The organism is Actinomadura mexicana (assembly GCF_900188105.1).
Lineage (GTDB): Bacteria > Actinomycetota > Actinomycetes > Streptosporangiales > Streptosporangiaceae > Spirillospora > Spirillospora mexicana.
In genome coordinates, this window is record NZ_FZNP01000008.1 from 170,690 (window position 1) to 195,801 (window position 25,112).

Annotated in this window: 23 protein-coding genes and 2 pseudogenes; 15 read left to right on the forward strand and 10 right to left on the reverse strand. The window is 73.0% G+C overall.

The annotated features are described in order from the left end of the window. The first annotated feature begins 147 nt into the window (after positions 1-147). The 8 genes from CHC11_RS21740 to CHC11_RS21770 all read left to right on the forward strand — a co-directional run bounded on the left by CHC11_RS21740 (position 148) and on the right by CHC11_RS21770 (position 11,778). A complete protein-coding gene (locus CHC11_RS21740; protein ID WP_089313612.1) occupies positions 148-1,275 on the forward strand; it encodes an ROK family transcriptional regulator in 1,128 nt (375 codons plus the stop codon). A gap of 456 nt (positions 1,276-1,731) precedes the next feature. After that, positions 1,732-4,584: a class IV lanthionine synthetase LanL gene (gene lanL / locus CHC11_RS21745; protein WP_089313613.1), complete on the forward strand. Its 2,853-nt coding sequence runs from the start codon at positions 1,732-1,734 to the stop codon at positions 4,582-4,584. 26 nt (positions 4,585-4,610) lie between these two features. Beyond that, positions 4,611-6,467 (forward strand): alpha/beta hydrolase family protein, encoded by a 1,857-nt coding sequence (locus CHC11_RS21750; RefSeq protein WP_089313614.1) that lies wholly within the window; start codon positions 4,611-4,613, stop codon positions 6,465-6,467. A 5-nt stretch (positions 6,468-6,472) separates the two neighbouring features. Next, positions 6,473-6,628: a VenA family class IV lanthipeptide gene (locus tag CHC11_RS41470; protein WP_179278939.1), complete on the forward strand. Its 156-nt coding sequence runs from the start codon at positions 6,473-6,475 to the stop codon at positions 6,626-6,628. Between the two features lie 148 nt (positions 6,629-6,776). Continuing rightward, a complete protein-coding gene (locus tag CHC11_RS21755) occupies positions 6,777-8,513 on the forward strand; it encodes an ABC transporter ATP-binding protein (protein WP_089313615.1) in 1,737 nt (578 codons plus the stop codon). After that, positions 8,510-10,219 carry an ABC transporter ATP-binding protein gene (locus CHC11_RS21760; protein WP_143227188.1) on the forward strand — a complete coding sequence of 570 codons (1,710 nt, stop codon included), beginning with the start codon at positions 8,510-8,512 and terminating at the stop codon, positions 10,217-10,219. Before CHC11_RS21755 ends, CHC11_RS21760 begins: the two co-directional genes overlap by 4 nt. A 217-nt stretch (positions 10,220-10,436) precedes the next feature. Continuing rightward, positions 10,437-10,622, forward strand: a complete 186-nt coding sequence (locus CHC11_RS42140; RefSeq protein ID WP_218826191.1) for a DUF4253 domain-containing protein — start codon at positions 10,437-10,439, stop codon at positions 10,620-10,622. 262 nt (positions 10,623-10,884) lie between these two features. After that, the gene (locus tag CHC11_RS21770; RefSeq protein ID WP_089313617.1) at positions 10,885-11,778 is read left to right on the forward strand and encodes a hypothetical protein; all 894 of its coding nucleotides are present in this window, start codon (positions 10,885-10,887) and stop codon (positions 11,776-11,778) included. A gap of 507 nt (positions 11,779-12,285) precedes the next feature. Here CHC11_RS21770 and CHC11_RS21775 read toward each other — a convergent pair. Then, on the reverse strand, positions 12,286-12,966 hold the full coding sequence (locus CHC11_RS21775) for a reverse transcriptase domain-containing protein (RefSeq protein WP_089313618.1): 681 nt from the start codon (positions 12,964-12,966) through the stop codon (positions 12,286-12,288). Positions 12,967-13,099: 133 nt separating this feature from the next. On the opposite strand from CHC11_RS21775, the gene CHC11_RS21780 reads away from it, so the two are divergent. Next, positions 13,100-13,975, forward strand: coding sequence for an NAD(P)-dependent oxidoreductase (locus tag CHC11_RS21780; protein ID WP_089313619.1), 876 nt, complete (start codon positions 13,100-13,102; stop codon positions 13,973-13,975). 62 nt (positions 13,976-14,037) lie between these two features. Next, positions 14,038-14,424 carry a dihydrofolate reductase family protein gene (locus CHC11_RS21785; protein WP_425427338.1) on the forward strand — a complete coding sequence of 129 codons (387 nt, stop codon included), beginning with the start codon at positions 14,038-14,040 and terminating at the stop codon, positions 14,422-14,424. On the opposite strand, the gene CHC11_RS21790 is transcribed toward CHC11_RS21785, so the two are convergent. Next, positions 14,421-14,945, reverse strand: coding sequence for a MarR family winged helix-turn-helix transcriptional regulator (locus tag CHC11_RS21790; RefSeq protein WP_245919556.1), 525 nt, complete (start codon positions 14,943-14,945; stop codon positions 14,421-14,423). The two genes, CHC11_RS21785 and CHC11_RS21790, sit on opposite strands and share 4 nt — an antisense overlap. Positions 14,946-15,036: 91 nt before the next feature. Between CHC11_RS21790 and CHC11_RS21795 the strand changes: the two genes are divergently transcribed. The 3 genes from CHC11_RS21795 to CHC11_RS43915 all read left to right on the forward strand — a co-directional run bounded on the left by CHC11_RS21795 (position 15,037) and on the right by CHC11_RS43915 (position 17,293). After that, on the forward strand, positions 15,037-15,993 hold the full coding sequence (locus CHC11_RS21795) for an NHL repeat-containing protein (RefSeq protein ID WP_089313620.1): 957 nt from the start codon (positions 15,037-15,039) through the stop codon (positions 15,991-15,993). Positions 15,994-16,170: 177 nt separating this feature from the next. Further along, complete coding sequence (locus tag CHC11_RS42830; protein ID WP_245919557.1) at positions 16,171-16,890, forward strand: hypothetical protein; 720 nt, start codon at positions 16,171-16,173, stop codon at positions 16,888-16,890. Beyond that, entirely contained in the window at positions 16,784-17,293 is a 510-nt protein-coding gene (locus CHC11_RS43915) for a hypothetical protein (RefSeq protein WP_425427335.1), read from the forward strand. The genes CHC11_RS42830 and CHC11_RS43915 overlap by 107 nt, the downstream gene beginning before the upstream one ends. A gap of 40 nt (positions 17,294-17,333) precedes the next feature. On the opposite strand, the gene CHC11_RS21810 is transcribed toward CHC11_RS43915, so the two are convergent. Beyond that, positions 17,334-17,897, reverse strand: coding sequence for a DUF1349 domain-containing protein (locus tag CHC11_RS21810; protein ID WP_089313623.1), 564 nt, complete (start codon positions 17,895-17,897; stop codon positions 17,334-17,336). A 287-nt stretch (positions 17,898-18,184) separates the two neighbouring features. Here CHC11_RS21810 and CHC11_RS42835 point away from each other — a divergent pair. Together CHC11_RS42835 and CHC11_RS21820 are read left to right on the forward strand one after the other, a co-directional pair. Further along, a pseudogene (locus CHC11_RS42835) lies at positions 18,185-18,718 on the forward strand (phosphatase PAP2 family protein); the annotation flags it as partial. Between the two features lie 52 nt (positions 18,719-18,770). Next, on the forward strand, positions 18,771-19,532 hold the full coding sequence (locus CHC11_RS21820; RefSeq protein ID WP_089313624.1) for a creatininase family protein: 762 nt from the start codon (positions 18,771-18,773) through the stop codon (positions 19,530-19,532). Here the strand turns inward: CHC11_RS21820 and CHC11_RS42145 are convergent. The 7 genes and pseudogenes from CHC11_RS42145 to ribA form a co-directional block, all read right to left on the reverse strand. Beyond that, positions 19,533-20,369: pseudogene (locus tag CHC11_RS42145) on the reverse strand (lysylphosphatidylglycerol synthase domain-containing protein); the annotation flags it as partial. It lies immediately after the preceding gene. Next, positions 20,297-21,094 (reverse strand): class I SAM-dependent methyltransferase, encoded by a 798-nt coding sequence (locus tag CHC11_RS42150; RefSeq protein WP_218826192.1) that lies wholly within the window; start codon positions 21,092-21,094, stop codon positions 20,297-20,299. The pseudogene CHC11_RS42145 and the gene CHC11_RS42150, both read right to left, overlap by 73 nt. Before the next feature lie 26 nt (positions 21,095-21,120). Continuing rightward, positions 21,121-22,239: a glycosyltransferase family 4 protein gene (locus CHC11_RS21830; RefSeq protein WP_089313625.1), complete on the reverse strand. Its 1,119-nt coding sequence runs from the start codon at positions 22,237-22,239 to the stop codon at positions 21,121-21,123. After that, a complete protein-coding gene (locus CHC11_RS21835) occupies positions 22,236-22,634 on the reverse strand; it encodes a 6-pyruvoyl trahydropterin synthase family protein (protein WP_089313626.1) in 399 nt (132 codons plus the stop codon). The genes CHC11_RS21830 and CHC11_RS21835 overlap by 4 nt, the downstream gene beginning before the upstream one ends. A 29-nt stretch (positions 22,635-22,663) precedes the next feature. Then, positions 22,664-23,635, reverse strand: coding sequence for a zinc-dependent alcohol dehydrogenase (locus CHC11_RS21840; protein WP_089313627.1), 972 nt, complete (start codon positions 23,633-23,635; stop codon positions 22,664-22,666). Beyond that, entirely contained in the window at positions 23,592-24,431 is an 840-nt protein-coding gene (locus CHC11_RS21845; RefSeq protein WP_245919558.1) for a CDP-alcohol phosphatidyltransferase family protein, read from the reverse strand. The genes CHC11_RS21840 and CHC11_RS21845 overlap by 44 nt, the downstream gene beginning before the upstream one ends. Then, positions 24,428-25,090, reverse strand: coding sequence for a GTP cyclohydrolase II (ribA, locus tag CHC11_RS21850; protein ID WP_089313628.1), 663 nt, complete (start codon positions 25,088-25,090; stop codon positions 24,428-24,430). Before ribA ends, CHC11_RS21845 begins: the two co-directional genes overlap by 4 nt. Positions 25,091-25,112: the final 22 nt, after the last annotated feature.

A 25,112-nucleotide genomic window follows, 5' to 3' on the forward strand; every position in this document is an offset into this window, starting at 1 on the left:
AGATGCTCCAAGACCAGGGGATCGCAGGATCACCAAACTAGCGAGACATCGGTCATCCGTTCAACCGTACTTATGAACTTTGGATGACAAAAGTAAGGATGTTCCTCGAACTGGACGCACGAAAGCCGCGGGTGCTTGACTGGCCGGATGCCCCGCCCCGTCACCCGCCCGGCCACCGGCGGCGACATGCTGCGCCTGATCCGCGAGGACGGCGTGGCCACCCGCGCCGAGCTGGGCCGCATCACCGGGCTGTCCCGGCCCGCCGTGGCGTCCCGCATCGCGGCCCTGGTCTCGCGCGGCCTGGTGGTCGAGCGCGCCGACGGGCCCTCCACGGGCGGGCGCCCCCCGGCCCGGCTGGAGTTCAACGCGGCGGGCGGCGCCGTCCTCCTCGCCAACCTCGGCCAGTCCCGCGGCCAGCTCGCCGTCTGCGACCTCGCCGGCACGACCCTGGCCCGCGCCGACGGGCCCCCGGCGGAAGTCAGCCCGGGCAAGACGCTTCCCCGCCTGTTCGAGCAGTGGGAGTCCTTGCTCGCCGCGTCCGGCACCGACCCGTCGAGCATCCGCGGCGTCGGCCTCGGCGTCCCCGACGCCGTCGAGCACGTGGCCGGGAGCTGGGACGCCGTGGAGATCGGCGCCCCCATCTCCGAGCGCTTCGGCGTCCCCGCCTACCTCGACAACGAGGTCAACGCCGCCGCCCTCGGCGAGCACCAGGCCCACCCCGGCGTCGGCGACCTCCTGTTCGTCAAGGTGTCGACCGGGATCGGCGCGGGCATCATCGCGGGCGGCCGCATCCAGCGCGGCGCCCTCGGCGCGGCCGGGGAGATCGGCCACATCCCGGTGCCCGTCCCCGGCGAGGCCCCCTGCCGCTGCGGCAACGTGAACTGCGTCGAGGCCGTCGCCGGCGGCACCGCCCTGCTGGCCCGCTCCCCCGCCGACGACCTGCCCGCCCTGGCGGCGCTCGCCCGCTCCGGCGACCCCGCGACCGTCGCCCTGCTCCGCGACGCCGGCCGCCGCATCGGCGAGGTCGTCGCCACCGCCGTCAACCTCCTCAACCCCGCGGTCGTCGTCCTCGGCGGCGATCTCGCGGGCGCGGACGAGCCGCTGATCGCCGGCGTGCGCGAGATCGTCTACCAGCGCGCCACGGTGCTGGCGACCCGCGACCTGCACATCGAACCGAGCCGCCTGGGCGAGAGCGCGGGCCTGACGGGCTGCGCCGCCATGGTTCTGGACCGCATCCTCTCCCCCGACGCCGTCGACGCCGCGGCCGGCGCCTGAGAAGCGAGGGCCGCGCGGGGAGAGCGTCCGCTCTTTCGTGCGCGACGCGGTGTTAGCACACCCGGGCGGCGGGTCGCCACCGGGCGACGTGGCAGCCATCGGTCATGACGTGCACGGAAACCGCCCGCAACTCAATGGGCAAAGCGATCATCGATCCGAGTGACGACAAACTCGACATATCCCCCCATTATGCAATGGCAGCCGATGATCACCATCACTCTCTGCATGCGCGCCGATCGTCACATCCCCCGCCAGGTAAGACTTTTATACCGCCCGGAAGAGCTCGGACGAATGAGACTGACTGGCGTTTCCGGAGGATTCGTGGTTACCGTGTCCTTGCTCAACGAAAGCAACATCCGATCGTTCTTTGACTTTTGGCCCCAAAAGACAAAACGATCAATAACCTAGGACCGGGCGACCCGGGTGGTCGAGCGGAAAAGGAGAGGGGGAGCGGGGATGGCGGACTTCCATTTCAGTGTCCTGTCCGGGGCGGCGGCCGCCGACAGCGGCGACACCCGTCTGCTCGACGTCCTCGACCGGGCGCTCGCCGCGGCGGACGGCCCGCTTCACTGGAAGTCGCTGCGCAGCGGGATGTGGGCCCACGTCCGCCCGGAGAACGGCGAGTGTCCCCAGCAGGGCTGGAAGCTGCACGTCTCCGCGACGCCGGCTTCGGCCCAGGACGTGCTGGCCCGCTCGCTGCCCGTGCTGCTGGCGGGCCGTTCCATGTTCAAGTTCGCCGCCACCCGCGACCACGTCGCGGCCATGACCGCGCGCAACACCTCGCGCGGCCATTCGGGGAAGTTCATCACCGTCTACCCGGTCGACGACGACGAGGCCGTCCGCCTCGCGGCGGAACTGCACGTGGCGACCGCCGGCCTCCCCGGGCCGCGCATTCTGTCCGACCGCCCCTACGGGCCCGGCAGCCTTGTGCATTACCGCTATGGAGCGTTCGTCGAGGTGCGCCGGATCACCAATGACGGATTCTACGCGTGGGTAATTCTCGACCCCGACGGCAAACCCGTAGAAGACCGCCGCGGCGCCACCTACACGCCGCCCCCCTGGGCCGTCTGCCCATTTCCCCAGGACGTCCCACCGGCGGAGGGCCAGAAAGACGAGGACACAGCCGGCGGGTTCGGAGGCGCCCAGAAGAGCGCCGGCCAGAATGGCGCCGAGAACCGAAAAGGAATCCGTATCGGATCGCGGTTCACCGTCCACGAGGCGATCCGCCACACCAACAAGGGCGGCGTGTACCGGGCGACCGACACCGAGACCGGCGAGGCGATCGTCATCAAGGAGGGCCGCCCGCACGTGGACGTCGACGCCAAGGGGCGTGACACCCGCGACCGGCTGCGGACGGAGGCCCGCGTGCTGGAGGCGGTCGAGACCCTGGGCATCGCCCCGCGCCCTGTGGCGCTCTTCGCGCAGGCCGGCCACCTCTTCCTGGCGCAGGAGATGATCCCGGGCACCTCGTTGCGGCAGTGGATCGCCGATGTGGTCGGCGACGCGGGATGGGGCCCGCACGTCACCCCCGTCCTGGAGATGGGCGGGCGCCTGGCCGCCCTGCTGGCGAAGGCGCACGACGCCGGGCTCATCGTGCGCGACTTCAACCCGAGCAACATCATGGTGCGCCCGGACGGCACCCCGGTGATGATCGACCTGGAACTGGCCCTCACCGCCGACGACACCGAGCCGGAGGGGATGCGGGTGGGCACCCCCGGCTACAGCGCGCCGGAGCAGATGGCCGGCGCCGCGCCGGACCGGACGGCCGACCATTTCGCCCTCGGCGCGACCCTCTGCCACGTCCTCACCGGCGGGCCCCCCTACTTCCTGGACGAGAGCCCCGCGCCCAGGCCCCTGAGCGAGCGCCTGGCGGAATGGCTGGCCGCCCGCACCCTGGACCTCGACCTGCCCGGCTCGCTGGTCCCGCTGCTGCTCGGCCTGATGGCCGACGAGCCCGGCCATCGCTGGACGCCGCACCGGGCGCGGGAGGCGCTGGCGCGGATGGTCCCGGACCGCGCGGCCGGGAGCCGCGGGGCGCGGGGCGTTCCGGCGGAAGGCGGCGAGACCGCACCGCAGGCCGGTCCCACCCCGTCACTGCGGAAGCAGTGCCGGCTGTCCATCGCCGGGATCGTCGACCAACTGATCACCACCATGAACCCGGAGTCGGCCGAGACGCTCTGGCCCGCCTCGTGCGTCTACGGCGCTCCCGACCCCTGCAGCCTCCAGCACGGCGCCGCGGGGACCCTGGGCGCCCTGACCCGATGTTTCGAGGTCGGCGCCGACCCGCGCCTCGCCGAGGCGATCGCCGGCGCGGGCCACTGGATCCTGCGGCGGCTGGAGAGGGACGGCGACCGTCCGCCGGGGCTGTACTTCGGCACGGCGGGCGCCGCGTGGGCGGTGCTGGACGCCGGCCTGGCCCTGGACGACGCCGGCCTGGTCGAGGGCGCACTCGCCGTCGCCGACCGCCTGCCGGAGTCGGTCCCCAGCCCGGACGTGACGCACGGGACGGCGGGCCTCGGGCTCGCGGCCCTGCACCTGTGGTCCCGCACCGGGCAGGCGCGGTTCGCCGAGCGCGCCGTCGCCGCCGCCGACGCCCTCGCCGAGACCGTCGAGGAACGGGAGGGCGGGCTCGACTGGAGCACGCCCGCCGAGATCGAGTCCAAGCTCGCCGGGGCGCGCTACTACGGGTTCGCGCACGGCGTCTCGGGCGTCGGCTGCTTCCTGCTCGCCTGCGCCGGGTCGGTCGGCGGCGACGCCCACCGGGCGCTCGCCGCCGGTGTCGGGGAGACGCTGCTCGACACCATGATCGACACTGGGCGGTCGGCGATGTGGGCGGCCAGTTCGGGTGACATCGCCACCGCGCCGTTCTGGTGCCACGGCTCGGCCGGCATCGGCGGCTTCCTGGGCCGCCTCGGCCAGGCCACCGGCGACGGCCGCTTCCAGCGGGCCGCCGAGATGTCCGTCCGCGCCGTCATGGACAACCGCTGGCGCGCGATCCTGGGGCAGTGCCACGGCCTGGCCGGCAACGGCGACTTCCTGCTCGACATGGCCGCGCTCACCGGCACCGAGCGGCACCGTGACGACGCGTGGCGGCTGGCCCAGATCGTTCTGGCCAACCGGGCGCACCGCGGCGGGCGGGTGGTGTTCCCCGACGAGCAGGGCGGTGTCTCGACCTCCTGGGGAGACGGCCTGGGCGGCGTCCTCGGTTTCCTGGTGCGCCTCCAGCACGGTACGCCGCGGCTGTGGATGGCCGACGAGGCCGCGCAGGCAGCCGCCGCCGAACCGTCGATCGCCGGGCGGGCGTCATGACAGAGCCCCTGCCGGATCTTCCCCCCGTGCCGAGCCGGTTCGGCTTCGCCTTCTCGGCCGACGGCCGCTGGGCCACCTGCCTGCGGTCCGCGCAGGACAGCGTCGTCCTGGAGCGCTGGGACCTGACCTGGCCGCGCCCGACCCTGCGGACGCTCGACGACGCCGGCCTTCCGGGCGGGGACGAGACGGGCGGCCGGATCGTCGACCGCCGCAGCGGGGCGCTGCCGCTGAACGACGGCCGCGTCCTGGTCGTGCGGCCCGCGGTCGGCGACCGCGGGGAGCCCGCGGGCCACGGGACCCTCGTCGCCGCCGAGGCGACCCCCGCCGGGCTGAGGATCACCCGCTCGTGGGCGGTGCCGCGGATGCTCGCCGGGTTCCTGCTGGCCGCTCCGGGACAGGCGCAGACCGTCGTGCTCGTGGTCGTCGAGAACGAACGGCACTCGCGGATCTGGCGGGTCTCGCCCTCGTCCCCCGTCCTGGAGCCGGTGCTGCGGATCCCCGGCGTGCTGTCGGGAGGCGTCTGGGCCGACGAGGGCCGCACCCTCGCCCTCGACCACGACGGCGCCGGGCACCGGACCGAGGGAATCCTGGTCGACCTGCGCGAGCGCGCCTGGCGGCCGTTCTGGTCGGTCTCCGACACCACCAGCGACCGGATCGCGGCCTACAACCCGCGCTCGGGCGCCCTCGCGGTGACCACCACCACGCCGGGCGCGCAGCAGCGGGGCGCGCCGCAGATCGGGCTGCGCCTCCCCGGCGGCGGTCCCGCCCGGTTCCCCGAGATCCTCAACCGCTCGGCCGCGTACCGGACCCCGCTGACCTTCGACGCCGCGGGCGAGCACCTGCTCGTCCGGGAGATCGCCGGCGCCACCGCACGCCTGGCCGTGTACGCCACCGGGAACGACCGGATCACGCCGGTCCCCGGCCCGGCGGGCATGCTCTGGGCGCCCGCCCACTGGGCCGGCGACGGCCGGATCCACGTCCGCTTCTCGGCCCCCCACCAGCCGCCGACGCTCGCCACGGTACGGCGCCCCGCGCGCACCGGCTGGGACATGGCCGCGCATCCCTCCGACGGCGCGGCGGCCTGGCGGCACGCCGAGCTCGTCGAGCTCGCCGGCCCCGCGGGGCCCATCGAGGCGATCGTCTACGGCGGCCCCGGCTGGCGCGACCGGCCCCGGCTGGTGCTGGCCCTGCACGGCGGCCCGCTGGCGGCGTGGCACTACGAATTCGAGCCGCTCTTCCAGTACCTGGCCGCCGCGGGCGTCTCCGTCGTGGCCCCCAACTACCGGGGCAGCACCGGCTACGGCGACGAGCACCTGCGGCCCGTCCTCGGCGACTGGGGCGGCCCCGACCTGAACGACGTCGTCCACCTCGGGCACGCCATCGCGGACGGCCGCGACACCGCGCTGCCGCGCCCCGTCGTGCTCGGCGCCAGCTACGGCGGGTTCCTGGCGCTGCTCGCGGCCTGCCGCACCCCCGGCCTGTGGTCGGGATGCGCCGCGCTCGCGCCCTTCACCTCGGCGTCCGGCCTCCACCGCACCGCCACCGGGATCGTCAGGGACCGCGTGTCGCGGCTCGGCCTCTGCGACGTCGGCGACGAGCAGGACGCCCGGCGCGACGTCCTGCGGGCGTGCGAGGCGCTGGCGGCGCCGCTGCTGGTGGCGCACGGCGTCCGGGACGAGGTCATCCCGGTGGAGCAGTCCAGGGCGCTGCGCCGGCGCCTTCTCGAACTCGGCAGGACCGAAGGAGTCGACTTCGACTACCTGGAGACCGCCGACGACCACAACGGGGTCGTCCAGGCATGGTCCCCGGTCCTCCGCCAAGCGGTGGTCCGCTTCTGCCTCGCGGCGGGGCGGACCTTGGCCCTCGACAACGAAAGGAGGTGAATTGCATGAACACGTTTGACGGTGACCTCGTGGCCGCTCTGCAGGAGCTGCCCGAGACCGACCCCGTGGAGATCGACGGCATCCAGCTCGGCGGTACCTGCAACTGCGTCGGTCTGCTCACGCTGCTGAACACCGTGTGCATCGGCATCTCCTGCGCCTGATGCACCGCAACCCATGCGGAACCCGGGACCCCTGAGAAGAACCCCGGCCCGCAGAACCCCGGTCACGGACCGGCCACGAGCCGGTCCGTGACCGGACCCACTTGCGAGTGTAGAAGATTTCCCTGGACCGTGAACGGAGCCGTGGCGCGTGGCCCTCACCGGCACATCGGGCGACTCCGCGGCGCTGCGCGCCGGCGGCAGGCGGCTGCTGCGCGGCGCCATGGCCCGCTTCCGGCCGGCCATGGGCGTGCTCGTCCTGCTCACGGCCGTCCGCGTCACCGCGACGCTGGCGACGCCGATCATGCTGGCCAGGGCGGTCGACGCGGCCCGTGCCCAGCAGGACGCCGGCGCCTCCGCCGCGTGGCTCGCGCTCGTCCTGGCCGCGGCGGCCGTCGCCACCACCGGCGAGGACGTGCTCGGCTCCTACTGCGGCAGCGACATCACCGCCTGGCTCCGGCACCGGCTGCTCAGGCACGTGCTGGCCCTCGGGCCGGAGGGGCGGCGCCGCTTCCCCGCGGGGGACGTGCTGTCCCGGCTCACCGAGTCCGCGTCGGGCCCTGCGGCGTTCCCCGTCCTGCTGCTGTCGGCCGCCGCCACGCTGGCCACCACCGTGGGCGCGCTGGCCGGACTGGCCCTGATCGACTGGTGGCTCGCCGCCGCGTTCGCGGCCGGGCTGCCGCCGCTGCTGGTCGCGCTGCGCGTGTTCGTCGTCCGGGCCACCGAGCCGTTCGCCCGCTACCAGGCGTGCCAGGCGGCGATCGCGACGCGGCTGCTCGACGCCCGGCAGGGCGTCCGGACGATCCGGGCGAGCGGCACCGCCGCCGCCGAGGTGCGGCGCATCCTCGCGCCGCTCCCCGGGCTCGGCCGGGCCGGCCGGGAGACGTGGGCCGTGCAGGGCAAGGTCAGCCGGCGGCTCGCGCTGCTGGCCCCCCTCACCCAGGTCCTGGTCGTCGGCGTCGCGGGCGTCCGCCTGGCCGGCGGCGAGATCACCACCGGCCAGCTCGTGGGCGCCCTGTCCTACGCCGCCATGGCCGCCGCGTCGGCGTCGGTGTTCGACACCGTCGTCGCGCTGCTCAACTGCCAGGTCGGCGCCGGTCGGATCGACGAGATCCTGACGGCCGTCCCGGCGGTCGGGCCGCCCGCGCGTCCGGTGCGGCTGCCGGACGGGCCCGGCGAGCTGCGGCTGCGCGGCGTCACCGTCCGGCTCGGCGGCCGCGCCGTCCTCGACGGCCTCGACCTCGACGTGCCGCCCGGGACGACCGTCGCGGTCGTCGGCACGTCCGGGACGGGCAAGAGCGTGCTGATGTCGACCATCGGGCGGCTCCTCGACCCGGACGAGGGAGTGGTCGAACTCGACGGCGTCCCCGTCACCGCCGTCCCTCTCGCGGAGCTGCGGCGCGCCGTCGCCTACGCCTTCGAACGCCCCGCGCTGCTCGGCGCGACCGTGCGCGAGACGATCACCTACGCCCGCCCCGGCGCGACGCGCGCCGAGGTGCACCGCGCCGCCCGCGACGCCGTCGCCGACGCCTTCATCCGGGCCCTGCCCAACGGTTACGACACCCCTCTCGACCGCGCCCCGCTGTCCGGCGGCGAACTGCAGCGGCTCGGCCTGGCCCGCGCCGCGCTCGCCGACGCCCGGGTCGTCCTCCTCGACGACGCCACCAGCAGCCTCGACACCGCCACGGAGATGAAGGTGACCCAGGCGCTCCGGCAGATCCTCGGCGGGCGGACCAGCCTGGTGGTGGCGCGCCGTCCGGCGACGGCCGCCCGCGCCGACCTCGTCGCCTGGCTGGACGCCGGACGCGTGCGGGCGCTCGCCCCCCACGCCGAACTGTGGGCCGACCCGGCCTACCGCGCGGTCTTCTCGACCCGGGCGGCCTCGTGACGGCCCCGCCCGCCGCGCGCCTGCTGCACCGCCACCTGCGCGGACAGTGGCCCGCGATGCGCCGCCTGTCCGCCTGGTCGGTCGTGGAGTCCCTGCCGATGTTCGCGTCCGGCCTGCTCCTGGCCCGCGCCGTCGACCACGGGTTCCTCGCGGGACGCACCCTGACCGGCCTCGGCTGGCTGGGCGTCCTCGCGGCCCTGTACGCCGTCGGCGCGGTCGCGACCGGACGGGTCTACCCGTGGCTCGCCGCGACCGTCGAACCGCTGCGCGACTCGCTGGTCACCGAGGTCGTCGCCGCCGCCCTCCGCCGGATGGCCGACCGCACCCCGGACGCCGCCGGCGCAGGCGTCTCCCAGGTCACCGAGCAGGCCGAGGCCGTCCGGGCCCTGGTGGGGACCGCGCTGCGCAACGTCCGCCAGCTGGTCTCCGCCGGCGCCGCCGCGCTCGTGGGCCTGGCCCTGCTGTCCCCGCCGCTGGCCCTCGTCATCTGCCTGTCGGTGGCCCTCGCCCTGGGGGTGTACGCGGCCTTCGTGGGCCTGCAGATCCGCCGCTACCGGGCCGTCATCCGCCAGGCCGAGCGCATCGGGGAGGCCGCCGCCGGCGTCGTGCACGGTGTCCGGGACGTCGCCGCCTGCGCCGCCGAGGACCGCGCCGCCGCCGCGGTGGGCGAGGTCGTGGACGCACAGGCGGAGGCCCTGCGCGCCTACGCGCGCACCCGCTGGGTCCGCCTCCCCGTCCTGGCCCTCGGGGTGCACCTGCCCCTGCTCGCCCTGCTCGTCCTGGCGCCGTACCTGACCGCGCACCACGGACTCACCGCCGGGCAGATCGCGGGCGGCGCGGGCTACCTGGTGACCGGGCTCCAGCCGGGCATCACCGTCCTCGTCGACGCGGGCGGCACCCTCCTGCTCAGCCTCGCGGTGGTCCTGGGCCGCCTCGCCGAGGTCTGCACCGTCCCCGAAGCGCCGGCGCCCGGCACGGCGACGGCCGAATCGTCCGGCATCGAGGCCGACCACGTCACCTTCGCCTACTCCCCGCACGCCGCCCCCGTCGTCGAGGACCTGTCGCTCCACGTCCCCGAGGGGACGCACCTGGCCGTCGTCGGCCCCAGCGGCACCGGCAAGTCCACCCTCGCGAACCTGCTCACCGGCCTCCTGGAACCCCGGAAGGGCAAGATCACCCTCGGCAAGGTCCCCCTCCCCCGCCTGGACCCGGCACACCTGCGCTCGAAGATCACGCTGATCCCACAGGAGAGCTACGTCTTCGCCGGCACCCTCCGCGACAACCTGGCCTACCTGAACCCCGAGGCCACCAGACCCAACCTGGACGAGGCCGCGGCCGCCGTCGGACTTCTGGACCTCGTCCAACGCCTGGGCGGCTACGAGACGGACATCCCACCCGGCGGCGGCGACCTCTCCCAGGGCGAACGCCAGCTCATCACCCTGGCACGCGCCTACCTGTCCCCGGCCGCGGTCATCGTCCTGGACGAGGCCACCAGCCACCTGGACCCCGCCACCGAGGCCCGCGCCGAACAAGCCCTGGCGACCCGCGGCGGCACCCTGATCGTCATAGCCCACCGCATCACCTCGGCCGAACGAGCTGACCAGGTCCTCCTGCTGGACGGCCCCGTCCCCCTCCTGGGCACCCACGAGACCCTCCAAACCCGCAGCCAAACCTACGCAGACCTGGTAGGCCACTGGCTGACCTGAGAGACACCTGCGTCATGCCATACCGGCCTGGCGCCGAGCATGGAGTCCCAAGGAGAGCCGGGCTCTTTCGCCGCCGGGTACACGGAGCACCTGCTCGACCGGCTTTCATCCCTCCGGCTCGGCTTGGCCGCCGCCGAGCGGGGCTCGGACGCGCTTGTCTCCATGGGGTGGAGCGGGCCGCTGAACTACACCGACGACACCGGGATAGATCGCGTCAGTGGTCCGCAGCTGGGAGGATCGCTTCGGTGCCCAGGTCGTCGGCGCCGGTTTCGCCGACCTGTATCCGAGCGTCGCGGCTCCACCGTCGACCTACGAGGAGGCGCTCCGACTCGCCGCCGAGCATCCCGCGTTCTGCCCGGACGACATCTGGCAGAACAGCTCCCCCGCCACACTCGCCTCATAGGCCCAGGACCTCGTCGACCTCAACGCATGGGAGTTCTGGTGGGACGGAACCCCACCCCTCGGCGGTGAGCTCCACTCGCGTTCCCACCGCGCGGCCAGCGCCTTACGAAGCTCCCGTAAACCCAGGCGTTCCAGCACACTGGCCGTACGCAGTCCGCTACCACGTCGGAGCCGCCTCGGACGGGTCGTCCACCTCGGTCGCCGAACGCCCTTAGGGTAAGCTCTCCGCAGAATGAACAATCTAGAGAACCAGGAGTGCTCTTATGGAAGAGACCGTTAAGATTGGGCGTCCGACCTCAGGGTCACCGCTCGATCTGGCCACAAGGCGCCGCGTTCAGCGGCCGGGAACTGTCTCCCAAAGGGCGGTTCCTTATGGAGACTTCTCCGAAGCACAGCGACACGCGACCGCGGAGGAGATAGTCGAGGTCATCGACCGCTACGCCGATCCCCAGGAGTGCCGCAGGCATCTCCGCAGATACTGCCGGCTGCGTGTCATTGCCACTCATCGGGAGGCGCTGGAGTTTCTCGACGGTGGTCACGGCGTCAAGTCGTACATCGACCTGCGAGCGGTTGCCACTGATCGGGAGGCGCTGGAGGTCCTCGAAGGTGGCCACTGCGTTCAGTCGTACATCAGACTGCGAGCGGTCGCCACGCACGAGGAGGCGCTGGAGGTCCTCGACGGCGAGAAGTCTGCCTTCGGGCCCTACATCAAGTTGCGGAAGAACCTTGAGCACCGAAAGGCGCTGAGGGTCGCGCGCACGGGCGTCCCGGCGGATGCCTTCTTGGAGATCAGCCAGGTGGCCACTCTGGAAGAGGCCCTGGAAGCTCTCCAGGGGCTTTCTGAAGACGAGCATGTATCCGGGTACAGTGCCTTCTATCGCCTGGCGCGAGGTCTGGGAGCCACGCACGAGAGAATTATTGCGTGCGTCCTTCGGTTCTCGCTCAATGCCGATGGCGCCTGGACCTATACCGCCAGCGATGCGGAGATGGCGCTTCGCTGGTTCTGCGAAAGCCTCCTGATCGGAGCTGGAATCTCCGAGGAGGAGATCGAAGAATGGGAGCAGGCGATGTCCTGCCCCTCCAACCCCTCCTGGTGTCCTCCGGGGCAGCCCAGCCGGGAGGAGGTACTCGCCTGGGTTCGGATGCCGTCCCACTGAGAAACGGATGCAGTCGTCCGGCCAATGGGATCTGGTGCCGCATCCGTCGTCGAATGCTGACTACGGCGACCTCATCTTTCAGCTCGCAGACGGACCATCCTCCGACTTGCAGCAGAAATCACCAATCACCGGTTCCCGCTCGTCAGAGGGCGGGAACCGGTCCTTCCACCTCGAAGCCGAAGACGCCCTTTCAGCTGTACGGCACTGGGCGGGGTGCAGACAGCACAGCTCGCCACCTCGTTCGTTCCCTCGACGGAGGGAGCAGGGTGGCTCGCCCGCCACTGCACATCGCCGTCGCGATCGGGGACCGTGACACGTCCGATCACGGTGAGCCGGTCATCCATCAACAGCAGCTCACCGGTCACCGACAGCGCCACCCACCCGTGCGGGATCTGATGAGGCGCGCCGAGGACCGGCTCGGGCGGTTCGGCGACGAACTCAACGTCGAGGGCCGCCGTCAAGTCTCCTGGCGACCTTGGCGCTCCGATAAGTGCGTGCTTCGTCCGGTCACTCGTAACGGGTGCGGTAGGCGACGATCTGAACGTTGAAGCCGAGGAAATCAAAACTCTCGGCCACTTGAACGATGCGGGTCTTATCCTCGTTGAAAGACAGGCCCCGACCGCCCGGCCACCGCGCCAGTCGCTCCTTGATCAGCACGGCCTGGTGGCGGGTGTGACAGAGCCCCACCAGGTCGTCCGCGTACCTGATCAGCACCGGAGAATCCGGATAACTTCCTCCTGCCTTGGGACCGGCAGTTCTGTACCTGGCTCCAGCGACCGTTTCCAGACCGTGTAACGCGACGTTCAGCAGTAGCGGACTGATGACCCCGCCCTGCGGAGTTCCTTCCTCGGTCGCGAACCCGCGTCCCGCCTCGAACACTCCTGCCCGGAGCCACTCACGCACCATTTCCCGAGCGGGAAACAGGCCGATCGCCTCCATCAACGTCTCGTGGTCGATGCGGTCGAACGCCGCAGCCAGATCCGCATCGAGTACCCATAGCCGTGCTGCGCTCTTGCTTTTGCACGTCTCATCGATGGCCTCGATGGCGTCATGACACCCTCGCCCCGGCCGAAACTCATATGACTTGGCCTCGAACCGGGCCTCCCACTCGGGTTCCAGTGCATTCCGGACCGCGCTTGATGACAGCGGTCCTCGCCCAGCGCCGCTCCCCTCGCTGACAATCGCCAGGACAGATCACGCTGCTGTCCCCGAGCGCCTGGACCTGCACCAGGGCGTGACTGTGGGGCGGCGTGGTTGACCTCAAGTGTGGTTGAGGTTTTAGCGTGGCAGGCTCCTGGTGGTTTTCGAGGGGGAGGTTGTGATGGGTTCTGCGCGGGTGAGCGTGACGGTGCTCGGGCTTGGGGAGATGGGGGCCGCGCTGGCGGGAGCGATCCTGGACGGCGGCCATCCGACCACCGTGTGGAATCGCACGGCGGGGAAGGGCGACGCGCTGGTCGCCAAGGGGGCGAGTCAGGCCAGCGGCGTCCGGGAGGCCGTTGCCGCCGGGCGGGTCGTGGTGGTCAACGTCAAGGGCAACTCCGTCGCCCGTGAACTGCTGGAGACGGCAGGAGACGACCTGCGCGGACGCGTCGTCGTCAACCTGACGGACGGGACGTCGGACGAGGTCAGGGAGGTGGCCGCGGCGGTCGCCGAGCGCGGCGGGGAGTACCTGCACGGGCAGATCATGACCATCGCGCCGGGCGTCGGGCATCCGGACGCGACGGTCTTCTACAGCGGCTCCGCGGACGTTCACGAGCGTCACCGGCAGGTGCTGCGGCTTCTCAGCGGGCACGCACCTCTGGTGTCCGACGACCCCGGTGTCGCGGTCCTCTACGGCATGGCCGTCCACGGGACGATGTGGGGGCTCCTCAACGGGTTCCTGCACGCGGCCGCGGTGCTGTCGGACGAAGGTGTCGAGGTCGGACGGTTCCTGAAGGAGGCCGAGAGCCCGCTTGCGGCGCTGTCGATGTTCCTGCCGTCGATCGCGGACGAGGTGGACCGGGGCCGGTTCGCGACGCCCTACGGGGCGCTGCGCCACCATCTGCCCTCGATCGAGGACCTCGCGCGGGAGAGCCGGGCGCGGGGCATCGACGACGAGCTTCCCGAGTACTCCCGCGCGCTCGTGGCGGCGGCGATCGAACGGGGCCACGGAGACGACAGCTACTCCCGGCTCGTCGAACACTTCCGCAGGCCCTAGGGCCGTGGGCGCCGTCCTTCGCGGATGTGCCGCGATGAGTCCTGCGGTGTCCGGCGGTCATACTGTCGAACCCGTCTCCGAGGAGGGCGTCTGATGCGCAGCGTGACCTCGCCGTGCTCTGGAACGCGCTCCCGAAGGTGGTGTTCTCCACCACGCTGTCGGCGGTGCGGGGCAACGCCCGCCTGGCCTCCGGCGGCCTGGCCGAGGAGATCGAGCGGTTGCGGGCCGAGCCGGGCGAGGGCGACATCGCGATCGGCGGCGCGACTCTCGCCGCCGAGGTGGCCGCACCGGGTCTGATCGACGAGTATCGGGTCAGGGTCAACCCGGTGCTGGTCGGTGGTGGCGTTCCGTTCTTTCCGCAGCACGAGCATCAGGTGGGTCTCGAACTCGTCGAGACCCGCACCTTCAACTCAAGAGTCGTCTTCCTCCACTACCGCGTGGCGCGCTAGCCAGGGGTGGTCGTTCGGGAGTTGCCTGCCTGGTCGCCGAGGCTGAGCAGGAGGGTGCGCAGTGTTGCGGCCAGGTCGTCCTGCTGGTGTTGGTCGAGGGCCCCCAAGAGGCGGCGTTCGTTGTCCAAGTGGGCAGTGACGGCGCGGTCGATGAGGTCGCGGCCGGCGGGGGTGAGGGCGACGATGACGGTGCGGCGGTTGGCGGGGTCGAGGTCGCGCGTGACGTAGCCCTTGGCGACGAGCCGGTCCAAACGGTTGGTGACGGCGCCCGAGGTCACCATGGAGGAGCGGGCCAGCGTGCCCGCGGTGATGCCGCCAGGTGAGTCGGCGCGGCGGAGGGTGGCCAGGACGTCGAACTCGCCCCGCTCCAGCCCGAACTCGGCGAAGAGCGCCTTGAGTTCGCGCTCGGCGATCCGGGTCAGCCGGGAGAGGCGGCCGAGCACCCTCATGGGGGACGCGTCGAGGTCGGGGCGGGCGCGGGCCCACTGCTCGACGATCAGGTCGACGGCGTCTCGATCCACACTTACCTCTCAACGTTGAACTGTTTGACATCAAGGTAGCACTCCGCCTACCTTTTTCAGTGTTGAACATTTCAACCTTGAAAGGTGCTCCATGCAACGTCGGACGATCTCTGCCGTTCTGGTGTTCGGGCTGGTCAGCGCGATGGGCGCACCGGTGCGGGCGGACGTGGGCCGGCAGGCCGCGTCGGCGGCGTACCCGACCACGATCGGGCTGCCGAACGGGTTCCAGCCCGAGGGCATCGCGATCGGCCCCGGACCGTTCGCCTACGTCGGTTCCATGGCCGACGGCTCGGTGTACCGCGCCGACCTGCGCACGGGGCGCGGCGCGATCCTCAGCCGGGGGCCGGGCACGCAGGCCCTCGGGCTGAAGAGCGATTCGCGCGGGCGGCTGTTCGTGGCGGGAGGTGCGGGCGGCGACGCTCGTGTCCTCGACGCCCGCACCGGCCGGGTGCTGGCCTCCTACCGGCTGGCCGACGGCCCGTCGTTCATCAACGACGTCATCATCACGCAGGGCGCCGCGTGGTTCACCGACTCCACCAATCCGGTGCTCTACAGGCTGCCGCTCGGCGGCGGACGGCTGCCCTCCGCCGCGGTGCGGGTGCCGCTCACCGGCGATCTCGTCTACCAGGGCGATCCCGGCAGCCCCGACAGTGCCGGATTCAACGCCAACGGCATCACGCCGACACCGGACGGCCGGGGCCTGATCGTCGTGCAGTCGAACACCGGTGGGCTGTTCCGCGTCGACCCGACGGGCAGGACCCGCCGGGTGGACCTGCACGGCGAGTCGCTGCCGGAAGGCGACGGCCTGCTGCTGCGGGGCCGGACGTTGTACGCGGTGCAGAACCGGCTCGACACCGTGGCCGTCCTGCGGTTGGACGCGACGGGAACCAGTGGCCGTGTTGTGCGGCGGGTGACGGACAGCCGGTTCGCCCTGCCCACGACCGTGGCCGCCTTCGGCTCGCGGCTGTACCTCCCCAACATCCAGTTCTTCGCCACGGGGCCGACTCCAGGCATCTCGTACAACGCGGTCGCCATTCCCCGCCCGTAAGTCCGATTCATGCTTTATCTGGGGGTGAGGCCGCGGGCGCGAAGATAACTTGAACGACACCGCACGCGGCGGATGACATGGCGGCGGACAACCAGGGCAGATCGACCGGCGTCGGGCGCCGATGTACCAGGCGTCTGAATAGCCCATTTGTCTTGATCTGATTGGATACCTGGTTCTATGTCGCGTACAGCTGCGGCGGTGGTGGCCGTCGTGGGACTGCTGGTCGCCGTGATGTCCGGGCTCGCGCAGTCCGCCCCGAGCCCGTCCGCCAAGCCCCCGCCGCCCGGCACCGGCAAGAACGGCGAGGCGTGGGCCTGGACGCAGCTGGTGAACGGGACGAGCCACACGACCGAGGTCCGCTTCGCCACCACCGAGAAGCCCGCCGGGCACTGCCCCACCTTGCAGTACGACATCGGGGGCAAGATGCAGACCGCGGATCTGAAGAAGGTCAGCGATCCTTTCGTCACCGGGGGCGGGCTCCAGCAGTTTCCGACGACCTTCTGCGTGACACCCGTCCCCGACGGGGCGAGAAACGCGCTGATCGAGCCGTCCACCACCATCGCGGCCACCGTGCATCCGGGGAGTCTCCAGCTTCCGCTGCCCGAGTGGCCCGTGAACGGGCGTCCCCGGAGCATCGCGGTGATCGGTGACGCGGGGTGCGAGGTCACCTCCCCCACGGTCGGCGCGGCGCAGAACCAGGACTGCCAGAAGAACTGGCCGCTGGAGCCGCTCTCCGTGCACGCGGCGGCGCAGTCCCGGGCCGGACCTCGTCGTCCACGTCGGCGACTACGTGTACCGGGAGGCGCCGGAAGGGGCGAACGACGCGACTCCAGGGTGCGACACCCAGGGGGAGGCCGCCGACTGGGCGTGCCTCATCAAGGACTTCCTGCGGCCTGACCAGGCTCTGCTGGCCGAGGCGCCCTTCATCTTCGCGCGGGGCAACCACGAGGACTGCACGCCTCCGAAGGTGGGACGGGGCGCAGAATGGTTCCGCTATTTCGCCACGGCCCCCCAGCAGAACAACGAGTGCTTCTCACTGCCGCAGACCCGGGCGGAGCCGGTCCAGATCAATGCGGGCACGCTGCATTTCGTCCTGTTCGACTCCAGTTCGGCGAGCGAGAGCAGTAAGCCGGACAAGGCCCAGGCCGCCAAGTACACGAGACCGTCGACGGCGAGACCGTCCAGCACTCGGTCTCGCGGGGTGTTCACGGCTACGCGCTACTGCGCGACACGGGCGGCCAGTGGCATCTCACCTTCCACGGGGTCTCCGGGCAGGCATGGCCGCTGGACTGCGCTCTGAGCACCGGGGCCGCCAAGGAGTTCGACTGCAGATGAGCGGCTCATGAGTGCAGGGCCGTGTCCGGCGGGGTTTCGGTGACGCGGGTGAAGCGGACGGTCAGGCCGTCGCGTTCGGGGGCGCAGCAGTAGGGGCCCGCGGAGGCCGTGACGCCGGGCGGGAAGGGCGCCAGGCGGATCATCTGCCAGGGGTCGTCGCCGGCGCGGGCGCGGACCGTCACGGCGTCGCCCGAGCGGCTGGCGCGGATGGTCACCTCCCGGCCCTGCCACGGGACGGGGGCCGAGGACCAGTCGGAGACGCCGCGGGTGACGACCGCGCCCAAGCGGAGTGCGCCGTCGCAGTACTCGGCGCCCGCCTTGATCCAGGTCGTCTCGGAGAGGCGGACGAGGAGGCCGGCCTGGTCGAACTGCTGGTCGTAGGCGGCGACGAAGGAGACCTCGATCGCGGCCTCGGGGCCGAACGGGGACAGCAGGGCGTGCCCGCTGTCGCGGTCGTAGCCGTAGGACGTCGTGCGCCAGAAGTCGCCGCCCCTGGCCGCGGTGACGAGAAGGGCGGGGCCGTCGGGGGTCGCGGACGGGGGCGGGTTGAGCCATTCGCCGGTGATCACAGGTCAGGAATCTACGTCAGGGGGTGGAGCCAGCCCCACCACCAGGGGCGGGTTTTACCTCCCATGATCGGGTAGCTGAACCCAGTGTCTCCGGAAATGTCAGACGCGAGGGTTGTCATGGACGGGGACGACCGGGCTGGGAGGGCACGATGGTGAGCGGAGCGGCAGTGGGCGGGGTGGGGCGCGGCCGGTTGCGGCCACTGCTCATCGAGGTGGGGCTGCTGGCGGTCCTGTTCGCCTTCTACAAGTGGGGCCGGACTCTGCTCGAGAGCGGTCCCGGGCAGGCGATGGCGAACGCGCACGGGCTGTGGCGGTTCGAGCGGGAATGGCTGCCGAGCGAGGTCGGCTTCCAGCATTGGGCGCTCGAATGGGATCACGCGGCGCTCCTCGCCAATGTCTATTACGTGAGCGTCCATTTCCCCGGAACGGCGTTGCTGCTGATCTGGCTCTATGTGCGGCACAGGTCGTCCTACGCCAGGGTGCGCAACGAACTGGTGGCGCTGACGGCGGCCGGGCTCGTGGTGCACACGATGTTCCCGCTGGCTCCGCCCCGGCTCGCCGGGATCGGGGCCGTCGACACGATGCTGACCGTGGGGCCCTCGGCCTACCCGGCGGCGGCCGACGGGATCGCCAACCAGTACGCGGCCATGCCGTCCCTGCACATCGGGTGGGCGATCCTGGTGGCCGTGGCGGTGGTGCGGGTGTCGCGGAGCCGGTGGCGGTGGGTCGTCGCGCTGCACGCGCCGCTCACGGTCCTCGTGGTGGTCGTGACGGCCAACCACTACTGGACGGACGGGATCGTCGCCGCGCTCCTGCTGGCCGGCGCCATGGCCCTGGTTTCCCTGGCCGGACGGATGAGGCAAGCTGTGGGGCATGCTGCCGACGCACACGAGTCCCGAGGTTCCGGACGTCCCCGTGGCGGTCCTGCCGATCGGGAGCCACGAGCAGCACGGCCCGTTCCTCCCGCTCGCGACGGACACGGTGATCGCGTGCACGATCGCGGCGGAGATCGCGAAGGCGTACCCGGTGCGGACGCTCCCGCCAGTGACGATCTCGTGCTCGCATGAGCACGCGGACTGGCCCGGGACGGTGAGCATCTCGGCGGCGACCCTGTACGCGGTGGTCAGGGACGTCGCCGAGTCGCTGCGCCGGGCCGGTGTCCCCAAGCTCGTGCTGGTCAACGGGCACGGGGGCAACTACGTGCTCGGCAACGTCGTCCAGGAGGCGCACGGCGACATGGCCCTGTTCCCCGCGCTGGAGCACTGGGAGGCGGCGCAGAAGGCGGCCGGCGCCGAGACGCCCGCCGTCAGCGACATGCACGCCGGGGAGCTGGAGACCTCCATCCTGCTGCACGCCCACCCGGAGATGGTGCGGGACGGCTACCAGACCGCCGACCATCTGGCCGACGACCGGCGGCACCTCCTGACGGCGGGAATGGCGGCCTACACGACGTCCGGCGTCGTCGGGCGGCCGTCACTGGCCGACGCCGGCAAGGGCCGGGAGACGCTGCGGAGCTTCGTCGCGTCGTTCGGGGACGTCCTCGCGGTGCTTCAGCAGCAGGGCGGCCGCGCCGGGCAGGGACGCGATGAAGGTGAGCACCCCGTACACGACGGAGACGGTCAGGCCCTGCGCTGAGCCGAGCCCGGCCGCGCCGAACGCCAGGGCGAGCACGGCCTCGCGCGGCCCCCAGCCGCCGACGTTCACGGGCAGCACCATCACCAGGAGCGCCAGCAGCAGCAGCGGCAGGAGGGTGGACAGCGGGGCCGTCGCACCGACGAGGCGGGCGGCGACGACGAACAGGGCCAGGTGCCCGGTCAGCGCCGCGACCGACAGGCCCACGATCGCGGGCCAGGCGCGCAGGGCGGCGCGCACGTCCGCGAGGGCCGGCGCCAGCGCGCGGCGGCGCCACCGGGCGAGGACCAGCACCAGGACCAGGACGCCCCCCGCCGGGACCAGGGCGGGCGCCATCGCCGACACCAGCGCGGGATGGGCGAGCAGGGCGGCGACGCCCGCGACGATCGCGACGCCCTGCCCCGCGACGCGTTCGAGGAACACGGCCCGCACCCCGCGCGCGACGTCGCCCGACCGGTGCCCGTGGCTCACCGCGCGGTGGACGTCTCCGAGCACGCCCGCGGGCAGCACGGAGTTGAGGAACTGGGACCGGTAGTAGTCCGTGACGGCCCCGCCCAGCGGCAGGCGGAGGCCGAGCCGCCGCGCGACCAGCCACCAGCGGGCCGCGCTGAGCACGGTGGTCAGCAGGCCCAGGGCGAGCGCGACGGCCACGGCCTCGGCGTCGACGGCGCGGAGCGCGTCCACGAACGCGTCCGTGCTGTGCCACCACAGGAGCGCGGTGAGGATGCCCAGCCCGACGAGCAGGCGCAGCCAGGGCAGGGACTTCGTCACGATGCGCTCCCGGGGAGGACGAGCAGGTCGACGTGGTGGACCTCGGCGGTGAGGCGCCCGGCGGCGCACTCGGTGAGGCGGCGGCCGAGGTAGTCCCCGGCGAAGGGGGCCAGGTCCGGCTGCTGCTCGACGGCGGCGGCGACCCAGCCGCGCAGCCACTCGGCGGTCAGCGCGGCCTGGCCGGGGCCGAGCCGCCAGGGGCTCGGGCGCGCCTGGACCGACGCGCCGCGGCGCCCGAACGCCCGGGTCGCGGCGGTGACGGCGTCGGGCCCGAGGAGCCCGTCGCGCCGCTGGTGGGCGTCGAAGGCGGCGGCGAACTCGGCGTCGAGCGGTTCGGACGGGGAGAGCCGGACGCGCCCCACGACCGACAGGGTGAGCAGCGCCGGGCAGGCGGCCGCGGCGGCGATCGCCTCGACCTCGGCGGCGGTGAGCACGTCCAGCAGCGCGGACGCGGTCACGAGCGACGCGCCGACCAGGTCGGACGCGCGGAGCGCGCCGATGTCGCCCGCGCGCGTCTCGACCGTCGCGGGCGTCCCGTCGGCGGTGACGTACTCGCTCGTGCGGGCGCGGGCGAGCAGGCGCGGATCGCCGTCGTGCAGGATCCAGTGCTGCGGGCCGCGCAGCCGCCCGGACAGCCAGCGCCCCTGGGAGCCGGTGCCGCACCCGAGGTCCCAGATCACCAGCGGCCCGTCCGGCGGGAGCGCGGAGCGGAGCGGGTCGAGCAGCTCCGTGGCGCGCGCCGTCGCGTCCGCGCCCTCGCGCAGTTCCAGCCAGGATGGATCGAACCCCGTCACAGCGCCTCCCCGCGCATCGACCCCGGTCACAGCTGCCTCCCTGCGGGGGGACGACTCCCCGCATCCCCCGGGGGGGCTTGATCCCTCCGAAGCCTGGACAGCACGACTGCCATCTGCCGGGCCGTGTCGTCCCAGCCCGGCAGCATGCCGCGCCGCAACCGGGCGGAGGCGCGCAGCCGGTCGCGCGAGTCCGGCTCGACGAGCCAGCGGCGCAGCGCCGCGCCCATCGCGACGGGATCGTCCGGTGGGACGAGCATGCCGGGGACCCCGCCGGACGGGTCGAAGCCCAGCGTGTCGGGGATGCCGTCCACCGAGGTCGCGAGCACCGGGATGCCGCGCGCCAGCGCCTCGGTCACGACCATCCCGAACGTCTCCGCGCGGGACGCCAGGACGAGCAGGTCGGCTCCGGCGTAGGCGTCGTCCAGCCGCTTGCCGGTCAGCGGCCCCGCCAGCCTGACGCGCCCGTCGAGGCGGTGGGCGCCGATCAGCCGGCGCACCCGCGCGACGTGCCCCGCGTCGCGGCCCAGCGGCCCGGCGCACTCGCAGTCCCAGGACAGGTGCGCGACGGTGGCGAGCGCCTCGACGAGGACGTCGTGCCCCTTGCGCGGGGTCACCGACGCCACGCACAGCAGGCGCGCCGCCCCGTCGGTGCCGGACGCGAGCGGCGCCGGGTCGGTGCCGGGGGCGACGGCGTGGACGCGGGACGGCTCCAGGCCGTGGTGGGCGATCAGGTGGTCCCGGGCCCACGGGCTGGTGGCGACGACGGCCCCGGCCGCCTCCAGTACCTCGCGTTCGCCCGCGTTCAAGTCGGCCTGTCCGGGTTCGTCCGCCAGCGGGAGGTGGACGAGGACGGCGAGCCGCAGCCGCCCCGCCTCCGGTACGACGATCTCCGGGACGCCGCACGCCACCAGCCCGTCCATGAGGACGACGGACCCGGCGGGCAGCGCGGCCAGCGCGCGTCCCAGCCCGGCGCGGGCCGCCTCGCCCGGCCGCGGCCACGCGCCGGGCACCGCCAGCTCCCGGACGGCACGACCGGACGCCGCGAGCTCCTCGCAGAGCCGCCGGTCGTACCGGTTGCCTCCGCTCGGAGCGGCGGCGTCGTCGACGCCGTCCGGGACGATCACCCACACCTCGCCGGAGGTCACAGCTCACGCTCGTAACTGGCCCACGCGACGTGCGACTCGTGCAGCGTCACGGTGATGCCGGCCAGGCCGGCGGCGTTCGCGCCGAGCGCCCCGGCGCGCACCCGGTCCGCGAGCCGGTCGGCGATGACCTTGGCGAGGAACTCCGTCGAGGTGTTGATCCCGGCGAAGTCGGGCTCCTCGTCCAGGTTGCGGTAGTTCAGCGCGCCCAGGACCACGCCCAGCTCGCGGGTGGCGAGCCCGATGTCGACGACGATGCCGTCCGGGTCGAGGTCCGCCCGGCGGAACGTCGCGTCCACCACGAACGTCGCGCCGTGCAGGTGCTGCGCGGGCCCGAAGACCTCGCCGCGGAAGCTGTGCGCGATCATGACGTGGTCGCGGACGGTGATGGCGAACAACGAACGTCCTCCTCGGTAGGCGATCCGCCTCAGTAGGCGATCCGGTGGCACAGGGCGGGCAGCTCGCCGCCCACGAGGCGCGGCATCAGCCGCGGCAGCTCGCCGAACGGGCTCTCCCCGGTGATCAGCTCGCCGAAGGCGGGGTCGGCGAGCAGCCGCAGCGCGAGCGCGATCCGGTCGGCGAGGCCGCGGCGCGACCGGCGGGACGGCGGGACGGCGCCGACCTGGCTGCCCCGGATGGTCAGGCGCCGCGAGTGGAAGAACTCCCCCAGCGGGACGCGGACCTGCCGGTCGCCGTACCAGCTCAGCTCGATCACCTCCCCCTCCGGAGCGAGCAGCTCCAGCGACCGGGCGAGCCCGGCCTCGGACGCGCTCGCGTGGACGACGAGGTCGCAGCCGCCCTCGGCCCGGTCGGGATGGGCGAACCCGACGCCGAGCGCCCGCGCGACGCCCGCGCGGGACGGGTCGGTGTCGACCAGCTGGACGCGGCACCCCGGGAACCCCGCGAGGACGCCGGCGACCGAGCAGCCGATCATCCCGGCGCCGACCACGGCGATGCGGTCGCCGACGAGCGGCGCCGCGTCCCACAGCGCGTTCACGGCCGTCTCCACCGTCCCGGCGAGAATCGCCCGCTCCGGCGGCACCTCGTCCGGGACGGCGCTGACCGCGCTCGCCGGGACGACGTAGCGGGTCTGGTGCGGGTAGAGGCAGAACACCGTGCGGCCGGCCAGCTCGGCGGGGCCGTGCTCGACCACGCCGACGTTGAGGTACCCGTACTTGACCGGCCCGGGGAACGCCCCGTCCTGGAACGGCGCCCGCATGATCGCGTGCTGGTTCGGCGGGACGCCGCCGCGGAACACGATCGCCTCGGTGCCGCGGCTCACGCCCGAGAACACCGTACGGACGAGCACCTCCCCCGGTCCGGGCTCGGGCAGGACGACATCGCGGATCTCGCCCTCACCTGGCGACCGGATCCAGAAGGCGCGCGCGTCGCGCTCCATTCCCGCCCCTCCCCCGAGTCCCCTGAGCACCTTGCGCCCCACCGGTCTCACCGGCCCCACGGCGGTCCGCGCGCCGCCGGGTCGCCAGCCACACCACGTCCCGTCCGAACGACCACACCAGAAGCGCGAGCGCCGCCGCCACGAGCGCACCCGAGTGCGGGACGAGGCCCGACGCCGCGACGACCAGCGCCACCGCCTGCACCACGGCGACGACCTTGCGCGCGACGCTGGGCCGCAGGTCGGCGCGCAGCCACGGCGCCGCCCAGGCCGCCGCGCCGAACGCGTACCGCATCGCCCCGATGGCCAGCACCCACAGTCCCGCCGACCACGCGACCTCGACGCTCAGCACCAGCACCAGGACCGCGTCGGTCTCCATGTCGAAGCGCGCCCCGAGCCTGGACACCGTCCCGGTGCGCCGGGCGACCCGTCCGTCCACGCCGTCCAGGACGAGGGCCGCCGCCGCGGCCGCGACGAGCGGCCAGACCCGGGCGTCACCGGTGAGATGCCCCGCGACCAGCGCCGCGACACCCCCGGTGAGCACCACCCGCGCCAGCGTCACGTGATCGGCCGGCCCCAGCGCCGGCCGCCGCCGGAACGCGGCGGTCAGCAGCGCCCACGAGGCCAGCGCGTACCCCACGCCCACGGCCAGGCCCGCGTGGCCGGGACGGAGCAGCGCCAGCAGTGCGAGCTGGGCCGCGACGGCCGCGGCCAGCTCCCGGCTCCTCGTCAGGCGGGGGCGGCGCGGTGCCTGGAGCCGTACCGGCGCCGGGCGCGGGAGCGTCATCGGCCGCGTCATCGGCGGGCCTCCCTGCACGGCGCCTCGCCGAGCGCCCCGGCGGGGGCGTCGAGCTGCGGGAGGTCGTGGCCGAGCCGGTCGCGCTTGGCGGTGAGGTAGCGGACGTTGTCGGCGCTGACCGGGACCAGCAGCGGGACGCGCGCCGCGACGGCGACGCCGTAGGTCTCCAGCGCGCTGACCTTGACCGGGTTGTTGGACATCAACCGCACCGACCGGACGCCGAGATGCCGCAGGATCCGGGCGGCCGGGCCGTAGTCGCGCACGTCCACCGGCAGGCCGATGGCCGTGGCGGAGTCGACGGTGTCCAGGCCCTGGTCGTCCTGCAGGATGTGGGTCCGGACCTTCGCCACGAGCCCGATCCCGCGGCCCTCGTGGCCGCGCAGGTAGACCAGCGCGCCGGCGCCCTCGCGGGCGATGGCGTCGAGGGCGGCGCCGAGCTGGTCCCCGCACTCGCAGCGCGTCGCGCCGAAGATGTCGCCCGTCATGCACTCGGAGTGCATCCGGACGAGGACGTCGTCGCGTCCGCGCACCTCGCCCCGCACCAGCGCCATGTGCTCGTGCCCGTCGACCGGGTCCCGGAACGCGACGGCGCGGAACACCCCGCGCCGGGTCCTGAGGTCCGCCTCCGCGATGTCCTTCTGGTCGATGCCCTCGTCCATCGCTCCCCTTTCCCTGGCTACA